The sequence below is a fragment of the Couchioplanes caeruleus genome (genome assembly GCF_003751945.1).
Lineage (GTDB): Bacteria > Actinomycetota > Actinomycetes > Mycobacteriales > Micromonosporaceae > Actinoplanes > Actinoplanes caeruleus.
Map to the genome: position 1 here is coordinate 3,738,102 of NZ_RJKL01000001.1, position 19,432 is coordinate 3,757,533.

The 19,432-nt window shown below is 73.4% G+C and carries 17 protein-coding genes; 7 read left to right on the forward strand and 10 right to left on the reverse strand.

Annotated features, from left to right (window positions below; genetic code table 11):
• Window positions 1-60 precede the first annotated feature (60 nt).
• Window positions 61-1,017, forward strand: coding sequence for an ATP-binding cassette domain-containing protein (locus EDD30_RS16635; RefSeq protein WP_071807491.1), 957 nt, complete (start codon window positions 61-63; stop codon window positions 1,015-1,017).
• Window positions 1,014-1,832: an ABC transporter permease gene (locus tag EDD30_RS16640; RefSeq protein WP_071807490.1), complete on the forward strand. Its 819-nt coding sequence runs from the start codon at window positions 1,014-1,016 to the stop codon at window positions 1,830-1,832. Before EDD30_RS16635 ends, EDD30_RS16640 begins: the two co-directional genes overlap by 4 nt.
• Here the strand turns inward: EDD30_RS16640 and EDD30_RS16645 are convergent.
• Window positions 1,792-4,974, reverse strand: a complete 3,183-nt coding sequence (locus EDD30_RS16645) for an ATP-binding protein (RefSeq protein ID WP_123678324.1) — start codon at window positions 4,972-4,974, stop codon at window positions 1,792-1,794. The two genes, EDD30_RS16640 and EDD30_RS16645, sit on opposite strands and share 41 nt — an antisense overlap.
• 350 nt (window positions 4,975-5,324) lie before the next feature.
• Here EDD30_RS16645 and EDD30_RS16650 point away from each other — a divergent pair, with 350 nt between their 5' ends.
• On the forward strand, window positions 5,325-5,633 hold the full coding sequence (locus tag EDD30_RS16650; protein WP_071805203.1) for a hypothetical protein: 309 nt from the start codon (window positions 5,325-5,327) through the stop codon (window positions 5,631-5,633).
• Between the two features lie 18 nt (window positions 5,634-5,651).
• Here the strand turns inward: EDD30_RS16650 and EDD30_RS16655 are convergent, their stop codons facing one another.
• Window positions 5,652-6,794, reverse strand: a complete 1,143-nt coding sequence (locus EDD30_RS16655) for a hypothetical protein (protein WP_244945272.1) — start codon at window positions 6,792-6,794, stop codon at window positions 5,652-5,654.
• A gap of 7 nt (window positions 6,795-6,801) precedes the next feature.
• Window positions 6,802-8,874, reverse strand: a complete 2,073-nt coding sequence (locus EDD30_RS16660) for an alkaline phosphatase family protein (RefSeq protein ID WP_244945273.1) — start codon at window positions 8,872-8,874, stop codon at window positions 6,802-6,804.
• Window positions 8,875-8,973: 99 nt separating this feature from the next.
• Here EDD30_RS16660 and EDD30_RS16665 point away from each other — a divergent pair, with 99 nt between their 5' ends.
• Window positions 8,974-9,441 carry a DUF6174 domain-containing protein gene (locus EDD30_RS16665; RefSeq protein ID WP_211353749.1) on the forward strand — a complete coding sequence of 156 codons (468 nt, stop codon included), beginning with the start codon at window positions 8,974-8,976 and terminating at the stop codon, window positions 9,439-9,441.
• A gap of 34 nt (window positions 9,442-9,475) precedes the next feature.
• Window positions 9,476-10,678, forward strand: a complete 1,203-nt coding sequence (locus EDD30_RS16670) for a glycoside hydrolase family 18 protein (protein ID WP_244945274.1) — start codon at window positions 9,476-9,478, stop codon at window positions 10,676-10,678.
• Here the strand turns inward: EDD30_RS16670 and EDD30_RS16675 are convergent.
• The gene (locus tag EDD30_RS16675) at window positions 10,675-11,496 is read right to left on the reverse strand and encodes a LamG-like jellyroll fold domain-containing protein (RefSeq protein ID WP_084556366.1); all 822 of its coding nucleotides are present in this window, start codon (window positions 11,494-11,496) and stop codon (window positions 10,675-10,677) included. The genes EDD30_RS16670 and EDD30_RS16675 overlap by 4 nt on opposite strands.
• A gap of 84 nt (window positions 11,497-11,580) precedes the next feature.
• On the opposite strand from EDD30_RS16675, the gene EDD30_RS16680 reads away from it, so the two are divergent.
• On the forward strand, window positions 11,581-13,443 hold the full coding sequence (locus EDD30_RS16680) for a glycoside hydrolase family 15 protein (protein WP_084556367.1): 1,863 nt from the start codon (window positions 11,581-11,583) through the stop codon (window positions 13,441-13,443).
• Here EDD30_RS16680 and EDD30_RS16685 read toward each other — a convergent pair.
• Together EDD30_RS16685 and EDD30_RS16690 are read right to left on the reverse strand one after the other, a co-directional pair.
• On the reverse strand, window positions 13,386-14,324 hold the full coding sequence (locus tag EDD30_RS16685) for a sporulation protein (protein WP_071805205.1): 939 nt from the start codon (window positions 14,322-14,324) through the stop codon (window positions 13,386-13,388). The two genes, EDD30_RS16680 and EDD30_RS16685, sit on opposite strands and share 58 nt — an antisense overlap.
• 9 nt (window positions 14,325-14,333) lie before the next feature.
• Window positions 14,334-15,647: a hemolysin family protein gene (locus EDD30_RS16690; RefSeq protein WP_071805206.1), complete on the reverse strand. Its 1,314-nt coding sequence runs from the start codon at window positions 15,645-15,647 to the stop codon at window positions 14,334-14,336.
• A gap of 171 nt (window positions 15,648-15,818) precedes the next feature.
• Between EDD30_RS16690 and cutA the strand changes: the two genes are divergently transcribed.
• Window positions 15,819-16,121 carry a divalent-cation tolerance protein CutA gene (gene cutA / locus EDD30_RS16695; protein WP_244945275.1) on the forward strand — a complete coding sequence of 101 codons (303 nt, stop codon included), beginning with the start codon at window positions 15,819-15,821 and terminating at the stop codon, window positions 16,119-16,121.
• A gap of 175 nt (window positions 16,122-16,296) precedes the next feature.
• Here the strand turns inward: cutA and EDD30_RS16700 are convergent, their stop codons facing one another.
• The 4 genes from EDD30_RS16700 to EDD30_RS16715 are packed head-to-tail and all read right to left on the reverse strand — an operon-like array spanning window position 16,297 to window position 19,418.
• Entirely contained in the window at window positions 16,297-17,961 is a 1,665-nt protein-coding gene (locus EDD30_RS16700) for a putative PEP-binding protein (RefSeq protein ID WP_071805208.1), read from the reverse strand.
• Window positions 17,954-18,226 (reverse strand): HPr family phosphocarrier protein, encoded by a 273-nt coding sequence (locus tag EDD30_RS16705; protein ID WP_071805209.1) that lies wholly within the window; start codon window positions 18,224-18,226, stop codon window positions 17,954-17,956. Before EDD30_RS16705 ends, EDD30_RS16700 begins: the two co-directional genes overlap by 8 nt.
• Complete coding sequence (locus tag EDD30_RS16710; protein WP_071805210.1) at window positions 18,223-18,672, reverse strand: PTS mannitol transporter subunit IIA; 450 nt, start codon at window positions 18,670-18,672, stop codon at window positions 18,223-18,225. Before EDD30_RS16710 ends, EDD30_RS16705 begins: the two co-directional genes overlap by 4 nt.
• On the reverse strand, window positions 18,669-19,418 hold the full coding sequence (locus EDD30_RS16715; RefSeq protein ID WP_143162668.1) for a magnesium transporter MgtE N-terminal domain-containing protein: 750 nt from the start codon (window positions 19,416-19,418) through the stop codon (window positions 18,669-18,671). Before EDD30_RS16715 ends, EDD30_RS16710 begins: the two co-directional genes overlap by 4 nt.
• Window positions 19,419-19,432 lie beyond the last annotated feature (14 nt).

Here is a 19,432-nt window from a genome sequence, read left to right on the forward strand (position 1 = left end):
GTCAGGGCCGTGTCGGCGCCGTGTCGGCGCCATGTCGGCGGGTGACCGCAGGCTGTGCCCATGACCGCAGATCTCGTGATCGAGGCCGAGGGCCTCGTCAAGCACTTCGGTGCGACCAAGGCGTTGCAGGGGGTCGATCTCGCCGTGCTCCGGGGCACGGTGCTCGGCGTGCTCGGCCCCAACGGCGCCGGGAAGACCACCGCCGTCCGGGTGCTCTCCACCCTGCTGGTGCCGGACGCCGGCAGCGCCCGGATCGGCGGCTTCGACGTCGTCCGCGATGCCGAGCGGGTGCGCCAGGCGATCGGTCTCACCGGCCAGTACGCGTCCGTCGACGAGGACCTCACCGGCCGGCAGAACCTCGAGCTCTTCGGCACCCTGCTCGATCTGGGCCGGGCCGGCGCGCGGCGCCGGGCCGCCGAGCTGCTCGAGTGGTTCGACCTGACCGGGGCGGCGGACCGGCCGGCCAAGACCTATTCCGGTGGCATGCGGCGGCGCCTCGACCTGGCCGCGAGCCTGGTCGGCTCCCCCGACGTCATCTTCCTGGACGAGCCCACGACCGGGCTCGACCCGGCCAAGCGCGAGGACATGTGGGAGGTGGTGCGCACCCTCGTCGCCGACGGCGCGACAGTGCTGCTCACCACCCAGTACCTGGAGGAGGCCGACGCGCTCGCCGACGCGATCACCGTGATCGACCACGGCAGGGTCATCGCCCACGACACCCCGGACGGCCTCAAGCGGGTGGTCGGCGGCCAGACCCTGGAGATACGCCCGGCGCTCCCGGCGGACCTGCCGCGGACCGCGGCGATCCTCTCCGAGGTCTCGTCGGGTGCGGTGGCCGACGAGATCCGCAAGGGCGTGCTCGCCGTGCCGGTCGCGGACGACGCCGCGATGACGGAGGCGGTCGCGCGGCTGGCGTGCGCCGGCGTCGCCGTCACCGAGCTGTCCCTGCACCTGCCGAGCCTGGACGAGGTGTTCTTCACGCTCACCGGGGCCACCCACACGGAGGTCGCGGCATGACGACGCTCGTCGAGAGGACCCGTACGCCGATCCGGCCGGCGGCGCCACAGCGGCGACCGTGGCGGCTCGTACGCCATTCGCTGGCGCTGGCGAAGCGCAGTCTGATCAAGACGCGGCGCACGCCGGAGGCGCTCATCGACGTCACCCTGCAACCGGCGTTGTTCCTGGTCATCTTCGTCTACGTCTTCGGCGGCGCGGTCGCCGGCTCGACCCACGAGTACCTGCAGTTCCTGCTGCCCGGCATCCTGGCGCAGACGATCGCCACCGGCTGCATCGCGATCGGCGTCAACCTCAACTCGGACCTGCAGAAGGGCATCTTCGACCGGTTCCGCTCGCTGCCGGTGCCCCGATCGGCGCCGCTCGTCGGCGCGGTGCTCGGTGACGTCGTCCGCTACCTGATCGTCACGCTGGTGACGCTGGCGATGGGCTACGTCATGGGCTTCCGGATCACCACCGATCCGCTCAGCGCGGTCGCCGGCTGTCTGCTCGCGGTGCTGTTCGCGCTGTGCCTGAGCTGGTTGCCGGTCTTCGTGGCGATGAGGGTACGCACGCCCGGCGCCGTGCAGGGCGTCATGTTCGCGCTCATCATGCCGCTGAGCTTCGCCTCGAACGTCTTCGTGGCCGCCGAGACGCTGCCCGGCTGGATGCAGGCCTTCACCGACGTGAACCCGATGACCCATCTCGTCGGGGCGGTCCGGGGGTTGTTCGTCGGCACCCCGCTGGGCGCTCACGTGTGGTGGACGCTCGCCTGGTGCGCCGGATTCGTGGTGTGCTTCATGCCGCTGGCGCTCCGGGCGTACCGGAAGAAGGTGTGAGCAGCCGGTCCATCAGGTTCTGGATCTGCGTGACCGTGGCCGCGACGGGCTCGTCGCGATGAGCGGCGAGCAGGCTACGACGGAGGTCCTCGGTCCCGAGGGCCTCCGTCAACCGTCCGTTGTGGCCCGGCGGGAGCATCATGCTCATCGAGGCGCCTACCCGCATGGCACGCGCCCACAGTTCGCGGGTCTGCTCCTGGTCACCGCGGTGGGCGGCGAGCACGGCACCGCCGAGGGCCCACGCACCCACGAGCGGGGTGTCGTTGGCGGCCAGCACCTCGTCGCGGACCAACGCCAGCAGGGTGACGCCCCGGACCTGCGCCTCCCCGGCCGGACGCTCGTCAGCCGCCATCACGTGCAGCACCGCCGCCGCCACCCGGAACACCACCCGGTGCTGCGTCATGGCCACGGCGAACTCCGTACACGCCTGGGCCACCGCATCGGCACACGCGACGACCTCCTCGAAGTCACCCCGCTCCCACGCGAGATGGGCCAGCCCCAGGCACGCCTGCGCCACGTCGCCCGGGTCGGCCTGCGCCGATGCCGCCGTCTCGCGCAACCGGCCCTCGGCCTCGGCGTCGCCCTCCAACGCCCGCCGGGCGTCGAGCAGAACCCGGATCGACCGGGCATCCTGGGCCGCGCCGAGCAACTCCATGTGCCGCACGCTGCGCCCCAGCCACTCCACGGCGGTGTCCCGCCCGGCGCCGAAGGCGTGACCCACGGCCTGGGCGGTCATGGCCATTCCCCAGTGGTCGCCCACCGTCTCGAAGAGTGCGTACGCCGCCTCGGCGTCCCCGATGGAGTCCTCCGGCATGCCGCCGTGCTCCCGCAGCACCGCCCGGGTGAAGAGACCCAGCGCACGCACGTAAGGGTCCGGATGGGCGATGAGCGTCTCGGCGCCGCGCAGGGTCTGCTCCGGCGCGAACCGGTCGAACCCCGGCAGCGCCTCGGCCAGCGCCGTGTGCCGCGGAGAGACCTCGGCGGGCCGCTCCCGGGCCAGGACGCGCAGCGCCCGCCCGGCGAGCACCATCAGCCGGGCCGGGCCGGTGATCGAGCCGTTGGTCCGGGCCAGCAGGCAGAGCCGGGCGAGCCGGTCCGCGTCCGGCAGCGGCTTTCCGCTCGCCCGGCCGCACAGCACGGCCGAGGCGCTCCGTGCCGCGGGATCGTCGGCGTGCAGCACCAGGCGGCTCCACACCGACACCTCCACGTGCAGGCCGCGGACGGTCCAGAGCTGGAACAGGGCGGCGGCCACGTCCACGGTGGCCGGTTCGTCGTCGTGCGCAAGGCTCCAGCGCAGCGCCGCGAGGAAGTTCTCCTGCTCGCGGGCGGACTCGGCGAGTGCGCCGAGCTGGCGCGGTCCGATCTGGTCGGCGCCGAGCGCGACCGCCCGCCGCCGGGCCCACGCGACCAGGCCGGTCATCGCGGCGGTGCGGTCGCCGAGGCGAGCCTCCCCGTACTCGCGGACCGTCTCCAGCATCCGCCAGCGCGGCGGACCGCTGTCACCGTCGTCGAGAATGAGCAGCGACTGCTCCACCAGGGCGGCCAGGCCACGGCGGACGTCCGGCACCCCCGCGACGGCGGCCGCGGCCTCGGCGGTGAACGGCGCCGGGATCACCGCGAGCCGCTGCAGCAGCTCTCGGTCGTCCGGCGCGAGCAGCTCCCGGCTCCAGTCGACCATCGCCCACAGGCTGGCATGCCGCTCGGGCAGGCCGCGCAACGCGTCGTCGAGCAGGGCGAACCGGTCGGCGAGGCCGGCCAGCACGTCGTCGATGGGCATGTGGCGCAGCCGGGCCGCGGCGAGCTCCAGGGCGAGCGGCAGGTTGTCGAGCCGGTCGCAGAGGGCGAGCGCCCGCTCGGTATCCCAGGTCACCGCGGCGCCGCCGGCCCGGGCGCGGGCTTGGAGCAGGTCCAGTGCCTCGGCGTCGGGCAGTGCCGGAAGCCGGTGCACCAGCTCGCCCGCGAGCCCGAGCGGTGCCCGGCTGGTCGCCAGCACCGCCAGCTCCGGGGACGCGGCGCCGAGCAGGTCGGCGACGACGGCCGCCGCGGCGTCGAGAAGGTGCTCGCAGTTGTCGAGCACCACCAGGCCGTCCAGCTCGGGGACGACCGCGCGCAGCCGCTCCTCGGGGCTCAGCACCCGGCGCTCCCCGGACAGGGCCGACGCGGCCGTGGCCGTCTCGGCGCCGCCGAGCGCGGCGAGGACCACCGGCAGCACCTCCTCCGGGGTGCGTACGCCGGCCAGCTCGATGACGCGTACGGCACCCGGCACCCGGCGGGCAACCTCGGCGGCGAGCCGTGTCTTGCCCGCGCCCCCGGTCGCCACGACGGTCACCAGCGGCACCTCGGCGAGGCTCCGCACCACGGCCGCCACGTCGGAGTCCCGTCCGACGAGGACGGTCCCCGGGCGTCGCCAGGAGGCCGGCATGACGATCCGCGCCGGGCGGCGGGGCGCGCTGCGCGGCTTCAGTTCGCCGCGCAGCAGCGCAAGCCGCACCTCGGCGATGATCGGGGACGGGTCGGTGCCGTACCGATCGGCGAGCTCGGCGCGGAGCCGCTCGACGACCTCCAGCGCCTCGGCGTCGCGCCCCTGCGCGGCCAGGATCCGCACCAGCAACGCCGCGGCCGGCTCGTCGGGCGGGGTACGCGCGACCAGCAGCCGCAGGTCGCCGTCATGCTCGCCGGAACCACACCCGGCAAGCGCCGCCTCGGCGCCCACCGCGGCGACCTCGCCGAACAGCCGGGCGACTTCGACGTCGCTCAGATCGGGCACGGCCGGGAACAGGGCGCGGGCGGCATCCGCCTCGCGCCGGGCGAGTGGGAGGTCGCCGTCGCGCAGCGCTGCCCGGGCCCGGCCGGCCAGATCCCGCGCGGCCACGGCATCGTTCTCCACCCGGTCCCCGGGAACGCGGTAACCGCCGGGAACGGCGGTGACCTCCAGTCCCAGCCGTCGGGCGCGGGAGATCAGCGCCTGCACCGCACCCGCGGAATCCTCCGGCGGGTCGCCGCGCCAGACGGCATCGACCAGCGCGCCGGTCGAGACCGTGCGCCCGCGCGCACCGACAAGCTCACGAATCACCGCGGCAAGGCGTTCGCCCCGGACGGGCTGCCCGTCGACGGCCAGCGGGCCGAGCGTGGTGATCCGCACCCGCCCATTGTGCGGTCCCCTGTCCCACCCTCCTCCGCCGGGCACGTCCCGGCCGCCTCGGCGCCTCGCCCCTCAGCGCGCCCCGGGCGTCCGACGTCGCGATCATGTCGCTGGGCCTGTCCACCGAGCGCCACAGTCCGCCGGCCCGCCTCGCTCACCAGACACTCACCGACGTCGAACACCACCGCACGGGACACGGCGCCGGGCTCATCTGGGCAGCCGCCGCGCGACGCGGCTGAAGAGCGCTGGCAACGGATAGACCGGTAGGGTCCCGGGTCAGCGATTCAGGACGGGGGCGTCGCGTGGGCGGCAGAGTCGGCAGATGGTTGCGGCGGGTAGGCCCGGTGCATATGGCGGCGATCGGCGTAGCCCTGGTGGCGCTGCTGTTGATCTGGCCGATCGGGATCAGGACGGGCGGGGGCGACCATGCGACTCCCCGCATCTGCGGCAACGCGTTCGCCGGCGACGTGAGCCAGTGGCACAACGACGGGGACGGTCCGTACCGGGACCTGGCGTACCAGGCTTGCACCACCCGGCGGGTCGACCAGGTCGCGATGGCCGTCGGCGTTCTGGCCGCCACCGTGCTGGGCGTGACCGTGCTGCTGGCACGGGCGCGGCGCCCGACGGATCCAGCCGAGCGGGCAGCGTCCGAGCGGTAGGGGAACGGCGCTGGCGGGTCAGCCGAAGGATGCGTACCGTTTACGGTTCTGGCCGCCGATCATGGTGAAGTCGCCGCCCGCGCCGATGGCGCCGCGGTTGCGGTCGACGGCGAGTGTGCGTACTCCGATGACGCCGTTGGCCTGGGGGGCCCAGCCGGTCAGCGTGCCGCGGCCGGTGATCGCCGCGAGCTTGACCCGGGAGACCGAGCCGTCGGTGCAGGCGCCCTGCGCGCCGTTCTTGGGCGTCGTGCAGGCCCGGTCGAAGTGGCCTCCCACGTAGATCGTCCCGCCCAGGGAGGCGACCGCCGTCGCGTCGCCGTCGAAGACCCGCTGCCAGCGCAACGCGCCGCCGGTGGTGTACGCGAGCACCCGTCCACCCTGGCCGCCGGTGGCCGCGTACACCCCGGCGGAGTCGAGGGTGATGGAGTTGACCTGGGCGTTCGCGGAGGGTCGGAAGCCGCGGTCCACCGCGCCGCCGGTGGGTGTGACGGCCGCGATGCGCAGTGTGCCGCTGACGCCGCCGACCTGGTGGAACGAGCCGCCGAGGTAGACCCGGCTGCCGGTGACCGCGAGCGCGTGCACGGCGTCGTCGGCGCCCGGCCGCCAGTTGCCGTCGAGGCTTCCGCTGGACAGGGAGAACGCGGCGGCGTTGCGGCGGGGGTGGCCGTCGACGCTGGTGAAGCTGCCGCCGGCGTAGAGGCGGCCGTTCCCGACGGCGAGGGCGTACGGAGCGCCGCTCACCCGGTGCGCGAAGGAGCCGACCGCTCCGGACACCGCGTCGATGCGGGCCAGGTTGTCCCGTGACCGTCCGGCGACGCTGGTGAAGCTGCCGCCCGCGTACACCGAGGAACCGTAGACGGCGAGGGCGCGCACCGTGCCGTTGGCCGAGGGCGACCAGTTCAGCAGCGCACCGGAACTCGCGTCGAAGGCGGCGAGGCGGGCTCGCGCGTAGTTCCGGCCGCCCCAGGCGACTCCGGTGAACGACCCGCCGACGTAGACGGTGCCACCGCGGTGCGCGATGGCGTACACGGAACCGTTGAACAGAGGTGCCTTGTCCGGGCTGGTGCTGACCGCGATGGCGGGCGCGGCGCCGGAGGCGGCGACGAGGGTGGCGGCGGCGGTCGTCAGCAGGGCGCGACGCGCAAAGTGGATGAAACGCACATTTCAATCAACCATCCCGGCTGTGGGAAAGTCGCGCCGCCGCGCCGTCACGGTCCTTCGGGAGCGAAGCGACCGGCATCTCCCGCCGCGGCTCGACGGTGCGCAGCCCCAGCACCGCCAGCCACTCCGCGAGCTGCCGGTGCAGGGCGTCCGGCCCGGCGAGGTCCCCCTGGGTGACCGGCCACTCGGCCGGGTGGACCACCATCGCCTCGGTCTGCCACCCACCGAGTCCGCCGTGCGAGCCCACCAGCTCTTCGAACGCCGCCACCTCGTCGGTCACCGGGTCGACGGCGCTGATCACCACGAGGTCCCCGACGTGCGCCGCCTGCTGGTGGCGCAGCAGGTCGGTGCGGGCCCGCGGACCGTACGGCAGCAGCGGGTCCTGCCCCTCGACCGTGCCGTCCACCAGCCGGTGCGAGCCGGCCGGACCGTACGCCACCGGGCCGTCGTCCTCGCGCACGACCACCAGACCGACGCCCGGATGCCCGGCGAGGCCGTCGACGAGCTGGGGGTAGATCGCGTCGATGCGGTCCCGGCCGAGCCGTCCGGCGTGCCGGGTCAGGTAGATCAAAGCGAGGTTGCCCGAGGAGACGACCAGCACCGGCGCGATCGGCGGGTGCGGGAAATCCGGCTCCTTGGTGGCCTCCTCCTCGGCCGGGACGCTCGGCGCGTCGGTCTGATCCGGTGCGGAGAACCGGGCGACCGCCTCCTCGAGGGTCTCGCCGTAGCGCTGCCGGAACGTCGCACCCTGGCTCTGCCCGTGGTCCGAGAGCACGACGATCCGGTACGCGCGCGCCGCCTCGCGCCCCAGCCGTTCCAGCACGCCGAGCATCCGGTCCAGGCTCTCGAGCTGCCGCATCGACTCGGGCCGGGCCGGGCCGGCGTGGTGGGCCACCTCGTCGTAGTCGACCAGGTCGCAGTAGACCACCGGCGCGCCCCGGGCCATCTGCTCGGCGATCAGCGAGACGTTGACGTCGCGCAGCAGCATCGAGGCCGGCCGCAGCGCCAGGAAGGCGCCGGAGCGGCTGACCCGCGGCTCGAGGTTGCGCCGGCGCTGCAGCCGGGCCTGGTGCAGCTCGGTGATGACCTCGCCGACCCCGAGCACCAGCGCGCGGGTGAAGCCGAACGGGCTGGCCATGAACGCCGCCCAGCCGCGGGCCGAGCGCCCGGGCAGGGCCGCGTGGCTCACCGTGAGCAGGTTGATGGCGGCGTCGCCGGAGAAGGCGTTGCCGATGCTGACCCCACCCTCGTGCAGCAGCCCCCGGCCGTCGGAGAGGCGCTGCTCGATCACGGCCGCGTCGCGGGGACGGTTGGAGACCATCAGCCGGCCGGTGTCCTTCTCGAACCAGCGGAACGCGGGAATCTGCCGGGAGGCGCCGTGCAGGATGCCCGCCTGCGCGGCCGGGGTGGTCGAGGGCAGGCCGGTGTGCCAGCCGCGCATCGTGTGGGTGCCCGTACGCAGCCAGCGGCCGATGGTCGGCAGGTTGCCGGCGCGGACGGCCCAGCGCAGCACCGGCTCGCTGACCCCGTCGAGCTGGACGACGAGCAGGCCGGGCTCGGTGCCGGGCCGGGGACGGCGCAGGTCGAGGAGCGGACCGCCGTCCTGCCGGGCCTGGCGCCGCCGGATGCCGCGCATGAGCCGCTTCGACTCGGCGAGGAAGGTGTCCTCGGTGCCGCTGTCCATCATCCAGTCGAAGATCGCGGCGCACACCACGGCGAGCAGCGCGGCGAAGCCGACGGTGGGCCAGCCGCTGAGCCGCTTCGACGGGTCCAGTTCCAGGGCCACCACCATGACGATGACCTGGGCGAGCACGCCGAGCAGCATCGCGCCCCAGCCGCCCAGGGCGGTGACGCCGGCGAGCAGCAGCGGGCGGAGCACCGCGCCGACCACCGCGACGAGCACCACGAGGCCCATCGTGTCGAGGACGTCCGTGGCACGGACCCCGGGCATCAGCCAGAGAGTGACGGTGAGCACGATGAAGGTGGTGATCCCGTTGCGCAGGACCGCCCGCAGCCGATCGAGGACGCGCCGCCAGTTGAGCAGCGCGCGCAGCCCGGTTCGCCCTCGTTGTACGGCCACGAGCAAACGATCGCACAGACGGCCACGCATCCGTGGGGCGGAACCGTGCTGTCGCCGTACGCGTCGGAACAGTTAGCGTCGACTCCCGTGGAGGGCATTGTGCGTCGTCTGTTCCCATGTGCCGCGCTCGCCGTGCTGCTGGGCGGCTGCGCCGGCAACGTACCGAGTGGCATGGAAGAACCACCCACCACCTGGACCGTGCCCGGCAAGTACGCGTTCACCCTCGTGTCCGACTGTGGGGAACGTGCCTTGATCGGCAAGTTCCGCGTCACCGTCGAGAGTGACAAGGTGACCCGCGCCGAGGGGCTTGACGACGCGGCACGGCGGGCAATGATGCTGCGCCTGGCCAACCTCGTCCCGACGTTGCGGCAGCTCGAGGACGAGGCCGAGACGGCGCGGCGGGAGGGCGCGGAGGTGGTTCAGGTCGAGCGGGACATCTCGGATGCCCACCCGGTCCGCATCGTGATCGACAAGTCGGCCTCCGCCGCGGACGACGAGTCCTGCTACACGATCGAGGACTACACGATCGGGTTAGCCGCCGAGCCGTCGGCGACGCCGTCGAGGTAGGTTCGCCGCAGCTGCGAGGGATGGGGAGGCCCGCGTGCGGGTCGTGCCCGTTCTCGTCGTCATGATCGCGTTGCTGGCCGGATGCACCACGCCGGAGGCGGCGTCGCCCGCGCCGTCGGCCAAGGCGTCGCCCGGCTCGCGCGTGGTGGCGTATTTCACCGACTGGGGCGTGTACGGCCGCGACTTCCAGGTCCGCGACGTCGACACCAGCGGCGCGGCGGCCCGGCTCACCCACCTCGTGTACGCGTTCGGCAAGGTCACCGACGGCACCTGCGCGACAGGCGATGCCTGGGCCGCGTTCGGCAAGCCGTACGCCGCGGCGGACAGTGTGGACGGTGTCGCCGACGCCACCCAGGAGCTGCGCGGCACCTTCGGCCAGCTCCGCAGGCTCAAGGCACGCCACCCCCACCTGCGGATCCTCTGGTCCTTCGGCGGGTGGACCGGCTCGGGCGGCTACACCGAGGCGGCCCGCGATCCGGCGCGCTTCGCCCGCTCCTGCGCCGCGCTGCTGCGGGACCCCCGCTGGGCCGGCCTCTTCGACGGCATCGACGTGGACTGGGAGTATCCGAACGCCTGCGGGCTGGCCTGCGATCGCAGCGGCCCGCTCGCGCTCGGCGCTCTGCTCGGCGCGTTGCGCACGGAGCTGGGACCGGAGGCCGTCATCACCGCCGCGGTGCCCGGCGACCTCGGCAAGCTCGCCGCCACCGACTATGCGGCCGCGGCGCGGGCGGCGACCTGGCTCAGCGCGATGACCTACGACTTCTTCGGCACCGGCGACACGCCCGGGCCCACCGCACCGCACTCGCCGCTGACCGCGTACCCGGGGATCCCGCGGGAGACCGCGACCGCCGACGCCACCGTCCGCGAGCTCCTGGCCCTGGGCGTGCCGCGCGACAAGGTGCTGCTCGGGGTGGGTTTCTACGGCCGGGGCTGGCGCGGGGTGACCACGGCCTCACCCGGGGGCCGGGCGAGCGGCGCGGCCGCCGGCTCCCACGAGAAGGGCGTGGAGGACTACGAGGTACTGCGCAAGACCTGCCCCCCGACGGGTACGGCGGGCGGCACGGCCTACGCGTTCTGCCACGGCCAGTGGTGGAGCTACGACACCCCCGAGACCATCAAGGCCAAGATGGCGTACGCCCGCGGCAACGGCCTCGGCGGCGCCTTCGCGTGGGAGCTCTCCGGTGACACGCCGGACGCCCAGCTCGTCCGCGCGATGGCCGACGGGCTGGGCGGTTAGCCGATCCGGACCCAGACGTCGTCGATGATGCCGTGGAACTGGTCGTTGTCGGCGTAGGCACCCTTGCCGCCGATGCTGAGCGGGCGGTTGTTGGCCACCGACAGCCGCGCGGAGATCGCCCTGTTGCCCCGGACCGCGCCGTCGACCAGGACGGTCAGCGCGGTCGGGGTCCGGCGGCACTCCACGGTATGCCAGCTACCGTCGGCGACGGAGACCGAGCTGCGCGCGATCTTGAGGCCGGTGCCGGCACCGTGGAACACGCAGCTCGGGTTCCCCGCGGCGCCGTCGATCTGCAACTTGTACTGGCTGCTCGTCGAGGAGTATCCCTTCTGCACGATGTTCTGGCCGCGGGTGGTCTGACTGCGGGCGAGCAGCACGGCCGCCCCGAAGGAGATCGGCCGGGTTCCCGGGTTGAGGGCCGCGGAACTGGCGCTCTGCAGGGCGGCGTGCGGGCAGTTCGAGGTGGTCCGGCACTTCGCCGGGAAGCGCAGCGCCTGGCCGCTGCGGTGCGGGACGACGCGGACCGTCCCTCCGTTGCCGGCGATCAGCCGCAGCGTGTGCCCGCGGCCGGACTCGTCCCGGATCCCGCTCGTCCGACCGCCGTCGAAGGTGTATCGCGCGACGAACGTCCCACCGGCGGCCCGGGCCGCGGCGGCCACGGCCAGGACCGCCCGGGCGGCCGCCGTCCGCAGGGCCGCCTCTCCGGAGGCCGGAGCGGCGGTGACCGACGCCGATCCGGCGGGAGCCGCGGGAGCGGCGATGACTGCGGCCAGCAGACCGGCGAGAGCTACGAAGACGAACGCACGACGAGATCTCATGACCGAATTATGACTTGTGCACCAATTCGCCATCTCATGAACGCGATGTGACACCGAGGCGTCCACGGGGTATGTAGCCAGGTCATGGCCCTGCCCATCGAGGAGTACGCGATCATCGCCGACACGCAGACCGCCGCCCTGGTGGGTCGCAACGGCTCGATCGACTGGCTGTGCGTGCCCCGGTTCGACTCCGGGGCGATCTTCGCGGCCCTGCTCGGCGACGAGGAGAACGGTCACTGGACCATCGCACCGGTCGCCGACGTGATCGCCGTGCGGCGCAGGTACCGGCCGGACACGATGGTGCTGGAGACCGAGTTCAAGACCGCCGACGGCGTCGTCCGGCTGATCGACTTCATGCCGCCCCGGGACGAGGCCCCCGACGTCGTCCGCATCGTGGAGGGCGTCCGCGGCCGCGTGCCGATGACGATGCGGTTGCGCCTGCGCTTCGACTACGGCCACGTGGTGCCGTGGGTCTACCGGGAACAGGACGCGCTGGTGGCGGTGGCCGGTCCGGACGCCGTCTGGCTGCGGACGCCCGTCGAGACACACGGCGAGAACATGGCCACCCGGGCGGACTTCGAGGTCGGGCCGGACGAGCGTACGTCCTTCGTGCTGACCTGGCGTGCCTCGCACCTGCCGCCGCCCGAGCCGATCGACCCGGCCCACGAGCTCGGCGTCACCGAAGGGTACTGGCAGGGCTGGGTCTCAGCCTGCACCTACGAGGGCGAGTGGCGGGACGCGGTCGTCCGGTCCCTGCTGACTCTGAAGGCCCTGACCTACGCACCGACCGGCGGCATCGTCGCCGCGGCGACCACCTCCCTGCCCGAAAAGCTGGGCGGCGTCCGCAACTGGGACTACCGGTTCTGCTGGCTGCGCGACGCCACGATCACGCTGCAGTCCCTGCTCTACTCCGGATTCCAGAGCGAGGCGCTGGCGTGGCGCAAGTGGCTGCTGCGGGCCATCGCGGGCAACCCGGCCGAACTACAGATCATGTACGGCGTGGCGGGCGAGCGCCGCCTCGACGAGTACGTCGCCGAGTGGCTGGCCGGCTATGACGGCAACCCGGTGCGGATCGGCAACGCGGCCGCCGAGCAGTTCCAGCTCGACGTCTACGGCGAGGTGATGGACGCGCTGCACCAGGGCCGGCGCGCAGGGCTGAAGGCCGCGGATCCCGCCTGGGGGCTCCAGGTCAAGCTCATGGAGTTCGTCGAGCAGCACTGGACGGATCCCGACGAGGGCATCTGGGAAGTGCGCGGCGGGCCGAAGCAGTTCGTGCACTCCAAGCTGATGGCCTGGGTCGCCGCCGACCGCGCCGTCAAGGCGGTGGAGGAGTTCGGCCTGCCCGGCCCGGTCGAGCGGTGGGCGGAACTGCGCGAGACCATCCGCACCGACATCCTGGAGAAGGGGTACGACCCCGAGCGCCGCACCTTCACCCAGTTCTACGGCTCCGACGAGCTGGACGCCGCGCTACTGATGGTGCCGCTGGTCGGCTTCCTGCCCGCCACCGACGAACGGGTCGTGGGCACGGTGGAGGCGATCGAGCGACACCTGCTCGTGGACGGCTTCGTGCAGCGCTACACCCAGCACCCGGACACCGACGTCGACGGCCTGCCGCCCGGCGAGGGCGCCTTCCTCGCCTGCACGTTCTGGCTGGCCGACAACTACGCGCTGATGGGCCGGCACGAGGAGGCGCGCGAGGTCTTCGAACGCCTCCTCGCCCTGCGCAACGACGTCGGGCTGCTCTCCGAGGAGTACGACCAGGCCGAGCGGCGGCTGGTGGGCAACTTCCCGCAGGCGTTCAGCCACGTGCCGCTGATCGACACCGCCCGGACCCTGTCGGCCGCGACCGCCCCCACCGAGGCGCGCGTCCGCGAGGGCCTGAAGGAGGGTTACTCCTCGCCCTCGAAGGCGTCGAAGGCCTCGTCCATGACCTCGCCGGCGACGTAGCCCGCGGCCAGTCCCCCGACGACGCCCGCGGCGACGCCGCCGACGCCCATGCCCCGGTGTCCGCGCCCGTGGCCGTGCTGGACGTGACCGAAGCCGGGCATGCTCTGGTAGTGGCTGAGCGCCTGCCGCACCCAGCCGTCGACGACCTGGGCCCAGTCCGCGGAGTCGGCGTCGCCGTGCGGCACGGTGTAGCGGCCGAAGGTGTCGTGGCCACCGCTGAACATGCCGCCGCGCTTGTCGAACTCCAGGACCACCTCGACGGTGTGCGGGTTGGTGACGAACGTGAGCTCGACCTCGTTGATGCCGTGCGCGTATTGCGCCGGCGGGTAGTACTCGATCTCCTGGTAGAACGGCAGCGTCTGGTGCACGCCCGCGATCCGGCCGTACTCTAGGTCGGCACGCTTGAACGTGAAGCCGAGCCGGCCGAAGGCCTCGAGGATGCGCTCCTGAACGGGCAGCGGGTGCACCGCCACCGGGTCCAGGTCTCCCTTGTCGACGGCCCGGGCGATGGCCAGCTCGGTGCGCACGCCCATGGTCATCCCGCGCAGGTGCTGGCCGTAGACCGAGGTGATCGGCGTCTCCCAGGGCATCATGATCTGGAAGGGCAGCGACACCCGCTGTCCCGCGGCGAGGCGCATCGCGCCGCTCACCGCCACCCGGTGGAACTCGCCGTCGGCGGCGTACTCCCCGCCGGCGCCCTCGACCTCGATGCGGGTGACGAGACCGAGCGTGACGTGCTCGATGTCGGCGTCGTGGGACCCGCCGACGAGGTTCACCTGCCCGGTCAGTGGCGCGCCGGGCCGGGTGTCCGGTGACGCCAGCACGGTGTCGACGCTCGGACCACCCACGCCGAAGGCGCCCAGCAGCTTCTTGAAGCCCACAAACTCCCCCTACCCAGGACTGTCAGGTCGGGCAGAAGCTAACAAGTCCGGCTGAACGGTTGCTGAAAGAGCGCGCAGGCGTACGGCGGTGATGGCCCGTCCCGTGACCTCGGTGACCTCGGCGGTGTGCCCGTCGATCTCGACCACCTCGCCCGGCTGCTCGGGGATGTGTCCGAGCCGGGCCAACAGGAGCCCGGCCACCGTGGTGTAGTCGCCCGCGGACCGGTCCACGTCGACGCCGATGTCGGGCAGGTCATGGATCGGGAACGTGCCCGCAAGCAGCATCGCGCCGTCGTCCTCGTGGACCACCGACCGCACGTCCCGGTCGGTCTCGTCGTAGATCTCGCCCACGATCTCCTCCACCAGGTCCTCCATGGTGACGATGCCGCCCGCCGTGCCGTGCTCGTCCACCACCAGGGCGATCTGCTGCCGCTGCGCGCGCATCTGGGGCATCGCGTCGGAGACCTTCAGCGTCTCGGGCAGGAAGAGCGGCGCGAAGACGTGAGCGATGACCGGACCGTCCGCGTCGACCAGTTCCCGCAGGTGCACGACGCCGAGAACGTCGTCGAGCCCCAGCGGGCCGGTCACCGGCGCCCGGGAGTGACCCGCCTCGGCCAGCCGCCGCAGCGCCTCGTCGGCGCGGAGCACGGCCGGCAGCGTGAACACGTCGCGCCGGGGCACGAGGATCTCGCGCAGCGTACGGTCGGCGATCTCGAAGGCACCGCTGATGATCGAGCGCTGCTCGGCGGAGAAGCTGTCCTGGGTGGCCACGATGTCGCGGATCTCCTCGCTGGTCACCTCCTCGCGGGCCGTGTCCGGATCGCCGCCGCTGATCCGCACGACCGCGTCGCTGGCCTTGCCGAGCAGCCAGACGACGGGCCGGGTCAGGGTGGCGAGCAGATTCAGCGGTCGCGCCACGGCGAGGGCCCAGCTCTCGGCGCGCTGCATCGCGATGCGCTTCGGGGCCAGCTCGCCGAGGACCAGGGTGAAGAACGTCAGCAGAAGCGTCACCAGGATGATCGCGGCCGGTTCGGCGGCGCCGCCGAGGAAGGCGAGCGGGCCGATCAGCGGCTGGGCCAGCGAGACGGCCGCGGCCGCCGACGCCAGGAAGCCGGCCAGCGTGATGCCTATCTGGATGGTGGCGAGGAAGCGGTTGGGGTCGCGGGCGAGCCGCGCCAGCGTGACGCCCGTCCGGGACGCCCGTTCCAGCCGCTGTAGCTGACTCTCACGCAGCGACACCAGAGCCATTTCGCTGCCGGCGAAGACCGCATTGAGCAGGACGAGGATCACGACGAGCGCGATCTGCCAGCTATAACCACCCATCCGCGTCCCTTACCCAGATCCCCCGCTTCTCAACGGCCGGCGGCAGCCCGGGGCGTTGCCGAGGCGGTCCGGCCCCATGGCGGTGAGCGTCCGACATGCGTCATACGCGATAGCCTCGCGGAACCACCACGAGCGGAGGATGACGTGACAGACGCCGCGCACTGTCAGGTTGTGACCACCATCGACTCCCGCGGGGCGGCGGACAGCCTGGCACGCCAAGCCGTAGAGGCCCGGGTTGCGGCCTGCGCTCAGGTCAGCGGTCCGGTCACCAGTACCTACTGGTGGGAGGGCAAAGTCGAAGCGGCCGAGGAGTGGCGGATCACCTTCAAGACAACGACCGCCCGCTACGCCGCGCTGGAGCGACACATCCGCGAGCACCACAGCTACGACGTACCTGAAATTCTGTGCAGCCCCGTCACGGCCGGCAACCCGGAATACCTGGAGTGGCTCGATGCCGAGACGCCCGAGCGCTGAGGCTCAGTCGACCTGATCAAGGAGTCGCCCGTCCCATTCGGCCAGGACTGGCACGTCCCGCTTGTCCTGAATCATCCGGTGAAGATCGCGAAGCCGCTGTATGCCCCGGCGCGCTGTAGCGCCGGTTTCTCGGCCGACCTGCCCTGGGCGGACGCCGAACCGTGGAGACGGCGCCTCAGCCGGCGTGTCGTGGCGGGCCCCGGTCGTCCGACGCCCGGCCGTGGGTGACCGCGGCGCGGGCGGACGCGGGATCGGGGGCGGCGAGCGCCCGCTGTGCGGCGGCCCGACATTCATCCCACGTGTACGCCGCCAGCGCGGCACGCACCGCGGGCACGGACGGGGGCGACATGGAGAGACTGGTGACGCCCAGCCCGGCCAGCACCACCGCGAAAGCGGGATCCGCGGCCGCCTCGCCGCACACCCCGACGGGACGGCCGACCGCCGCACCGGCCGCGGCGCACTGGGCGATCAGCGACAACAGCACGGGTTGCCACGGGTCGAGCAGGTCGGCCAGCTCCCCGCTGCGCCGATCGGCCGCGAACGCGTACTGGCTGAGGTCGTTGGTGCCGACGCTGAGGAAGTCGACCGTCTGCAGGATCTGCGCCGAGCGGAGCGCGGCGGCCGGCACCTCGATCATCACGCCGACCGTGGGCAGCCCGGCGTCGCGGCACAGCGCGGCGAACTGCGCCGCCTCGGCGACCGTGGTGACCATGGGTGCCATCACCGCGACCCGGGCGCTCGAGCCGCGGGCGGCGGCCGCGATCGCTGCGATCTGGGTGCGGAGGATGTCGCCGTGCCGTCGGGCCACCCGCAACCCGCGCAGGCCGAGCGCCGGGTTGGGCTCGACGTGCCCACCCAGGAAGGGCAGCGGCTTGTCCGAGCCGGCGTCGAGCGTCCGCACGATCACCTGCCGCCCGGGCATGGCCGCGAAGACCTCGGCATACGCGGCGACCTGCTCGGCCTTGGTGGGCGGGTCGATGTGGTGCTGGAACAGCAGTTCGGTGCGGAACAGCCCGACGCCCTCGACCCGGGCGCCGGCGAGCTCCGCGGCGCCGCCGATGTTGGCGAGCAGGGCCACCGGGTGCCCGTCGGCCGTACGGCCCCGCAGGTCGGCGTCCGGCTCCGGCGGCGGCCCCGGCCGGTCGCGCCGGACCGCCGGCGTGTAGCCGATGGTGACCCGCCCGGCCGTGCCGTCCACGGTGACCACCGTGCCGTCGGCGATGTCGAGCGCGCCCCCGCAGGCGACCACGGTGGGCAGGCCGCGCGCCCGCGCCAGGATCGCGGTGTGGCTGACGAAACTGCCGGCGGACGTGACCACGGCCAGCACCTTCGACGGGTCCAGCAGGGCGGCGTCCGCGGGTGCGAGGTCCACCGCGACCAGCACGAACGGGCATCCGGGCTCGGGCAGCTCCGGCATCGGCACGCCGAGGCAGTGCGCCACGACCCGGTCCCGCAGGTCGTCGAGGTCGGCGGCGCGTGCGGCCAGGAGTCCCCCGGCGGCCAGCAGGGCGGACCGGTGCTCGGCGAGGATGGCGGCCACCGCGTGCGGTGCCTCGAGACCGGCGCCGACCGCCCGGGCGACGCCGTCGCGCAGGGTCCGGTCGCCGGCCAGCGCGGCCTGCACCCGCAGGATCTCCGCGGCGGTCGCGTCGGCGGTGGCCGCGGCGCGGCGGCCGATGTCCTGGCACACCGCGTCGATGGCCGCGTACGCCCGCTCCACCTCGGCCTCCGGGTCGGTGACCACGCCCGGGGCGCACAGGCGCGGTGGATCGGCCAGGCGGTACGCCGGACCGGTCGCCGTGCCGGCGCTGGCGCCGAGGCCGCGGAGCAGCTCAGGCACCGGCGACGTCCAGGTCGGCGGCGAACAGCCCGGCCAGCCGGTCCAGGACCTCGGCCGCCGCCTCGCCGTACGCCTCCAGGATCAGCTCGGTGCCGTAGAGCGCGCCCAGGCTGAGCAGGGAGAGGATGCTGTCGGCCGGAACCGCCGGGCGGTCCGGCGTCCGCACGGTGACCGGCACCGGCAGCAGCGCGGCGGCGCCGGCGATCCGGGAGGCCGCCCGCATGTGCAGCCCGGCGCGTCCACCCCACAGCACCGTGCGGATCATGGCTGTTCCTCGTCCCGGAAGAGGGCGATGACCGTCTCCGGGTCGCCTGCCTCCCGCAGCGCCCGGGCGCGTGCCGGGTCGAGCAGGATCTGGGCGAGCGCGGCGAGCAGCTCGACGTGGCCGTCGCCGCGGGCGGCGATGGCGACGCAGACGGTGACCGTGTCGCCGTCCCAGTCGACTCCCTCGGGGAAGCGCAGCACGACGATCGAGTCGTGGCGGACCAGCGCCCGGGACATGTCGAGGCCGTGCGGGATGGCGACACCCTCGCCGAGGTACGTGGACATGGCCCACTCGCGGTCGAGCATCGCCTCGCGGTACGCCGGGTGGACGGCGCCGATCTCCTCCAGCACGTCGGCACACCGGTGGATCGCGGCCACCCGATCGGCGGCCCGCTCGTGCACGCGTACGCCGCGGGCCTGGAGAACGGGCCGCAGGTTCGCTCTCATCCGGCCAGCCTCACCAGCGCACGCCCCAGCACGCCGTCATTGTCGTCGGGATCCCAGGTGATCACCAGGGTGGGTATGCCCGCGTCCGGATCGGCCGCCCGTTCCTCCGCCTCGACGCTCGGCAGGGCGTTGGTGACGATGAGTAATCCGTGCACCTGCTGGGCGGCGAAGGCCCGTTGGGCGGAGGTGACCGCCGCCGGAGGCAGCCGGCCCGAGTCCAGATAGCGCAGCGCGACGCCGAAGAGCCGGTGCAGCACCCCGGCGAGCAGGTTGCTGTCCCGGTCGTCAGGGACCCACTGCAGCCCGGCGGCGGTGCGGCGCAGGGACTCGACGACCCGTTTGTCGTACGCGACGCGGCGCAGGCCGGCCAGGCGCATCGGCTCCAGCACCTCGACGAGCCGCCGCCGCTGGGGACCCGGCATGGCGTCGAGCAGCATCGCCAGGTCCTCCGAGGAGACCCGGTCGAGCTGCGGCCGGGCCCGCTCGGCGGGAAGCGCGGCCAGCACCGCGGCGGCCTCGACCAGGGGCAGCAGGGCCAGCTCGGCGGCGAGCCGGGCGTCGTCGAGATGGCCGAGGAGCGTGGCGCGCCGCTCCGGCTCGGCGGCGATCAGCAGCTTGGCGATCAGCCGGCCGTCCATGGCACCGAGCAGCGCGTCGATCCGGTCCCGGGGCATGCTGAGCAGCACCCCGACCGCGCGCTGTGGCGGCGTGGCGTTGAGCATCGTGACGACGTGTTCCGTCGGCATGGCGCCGAGCACGG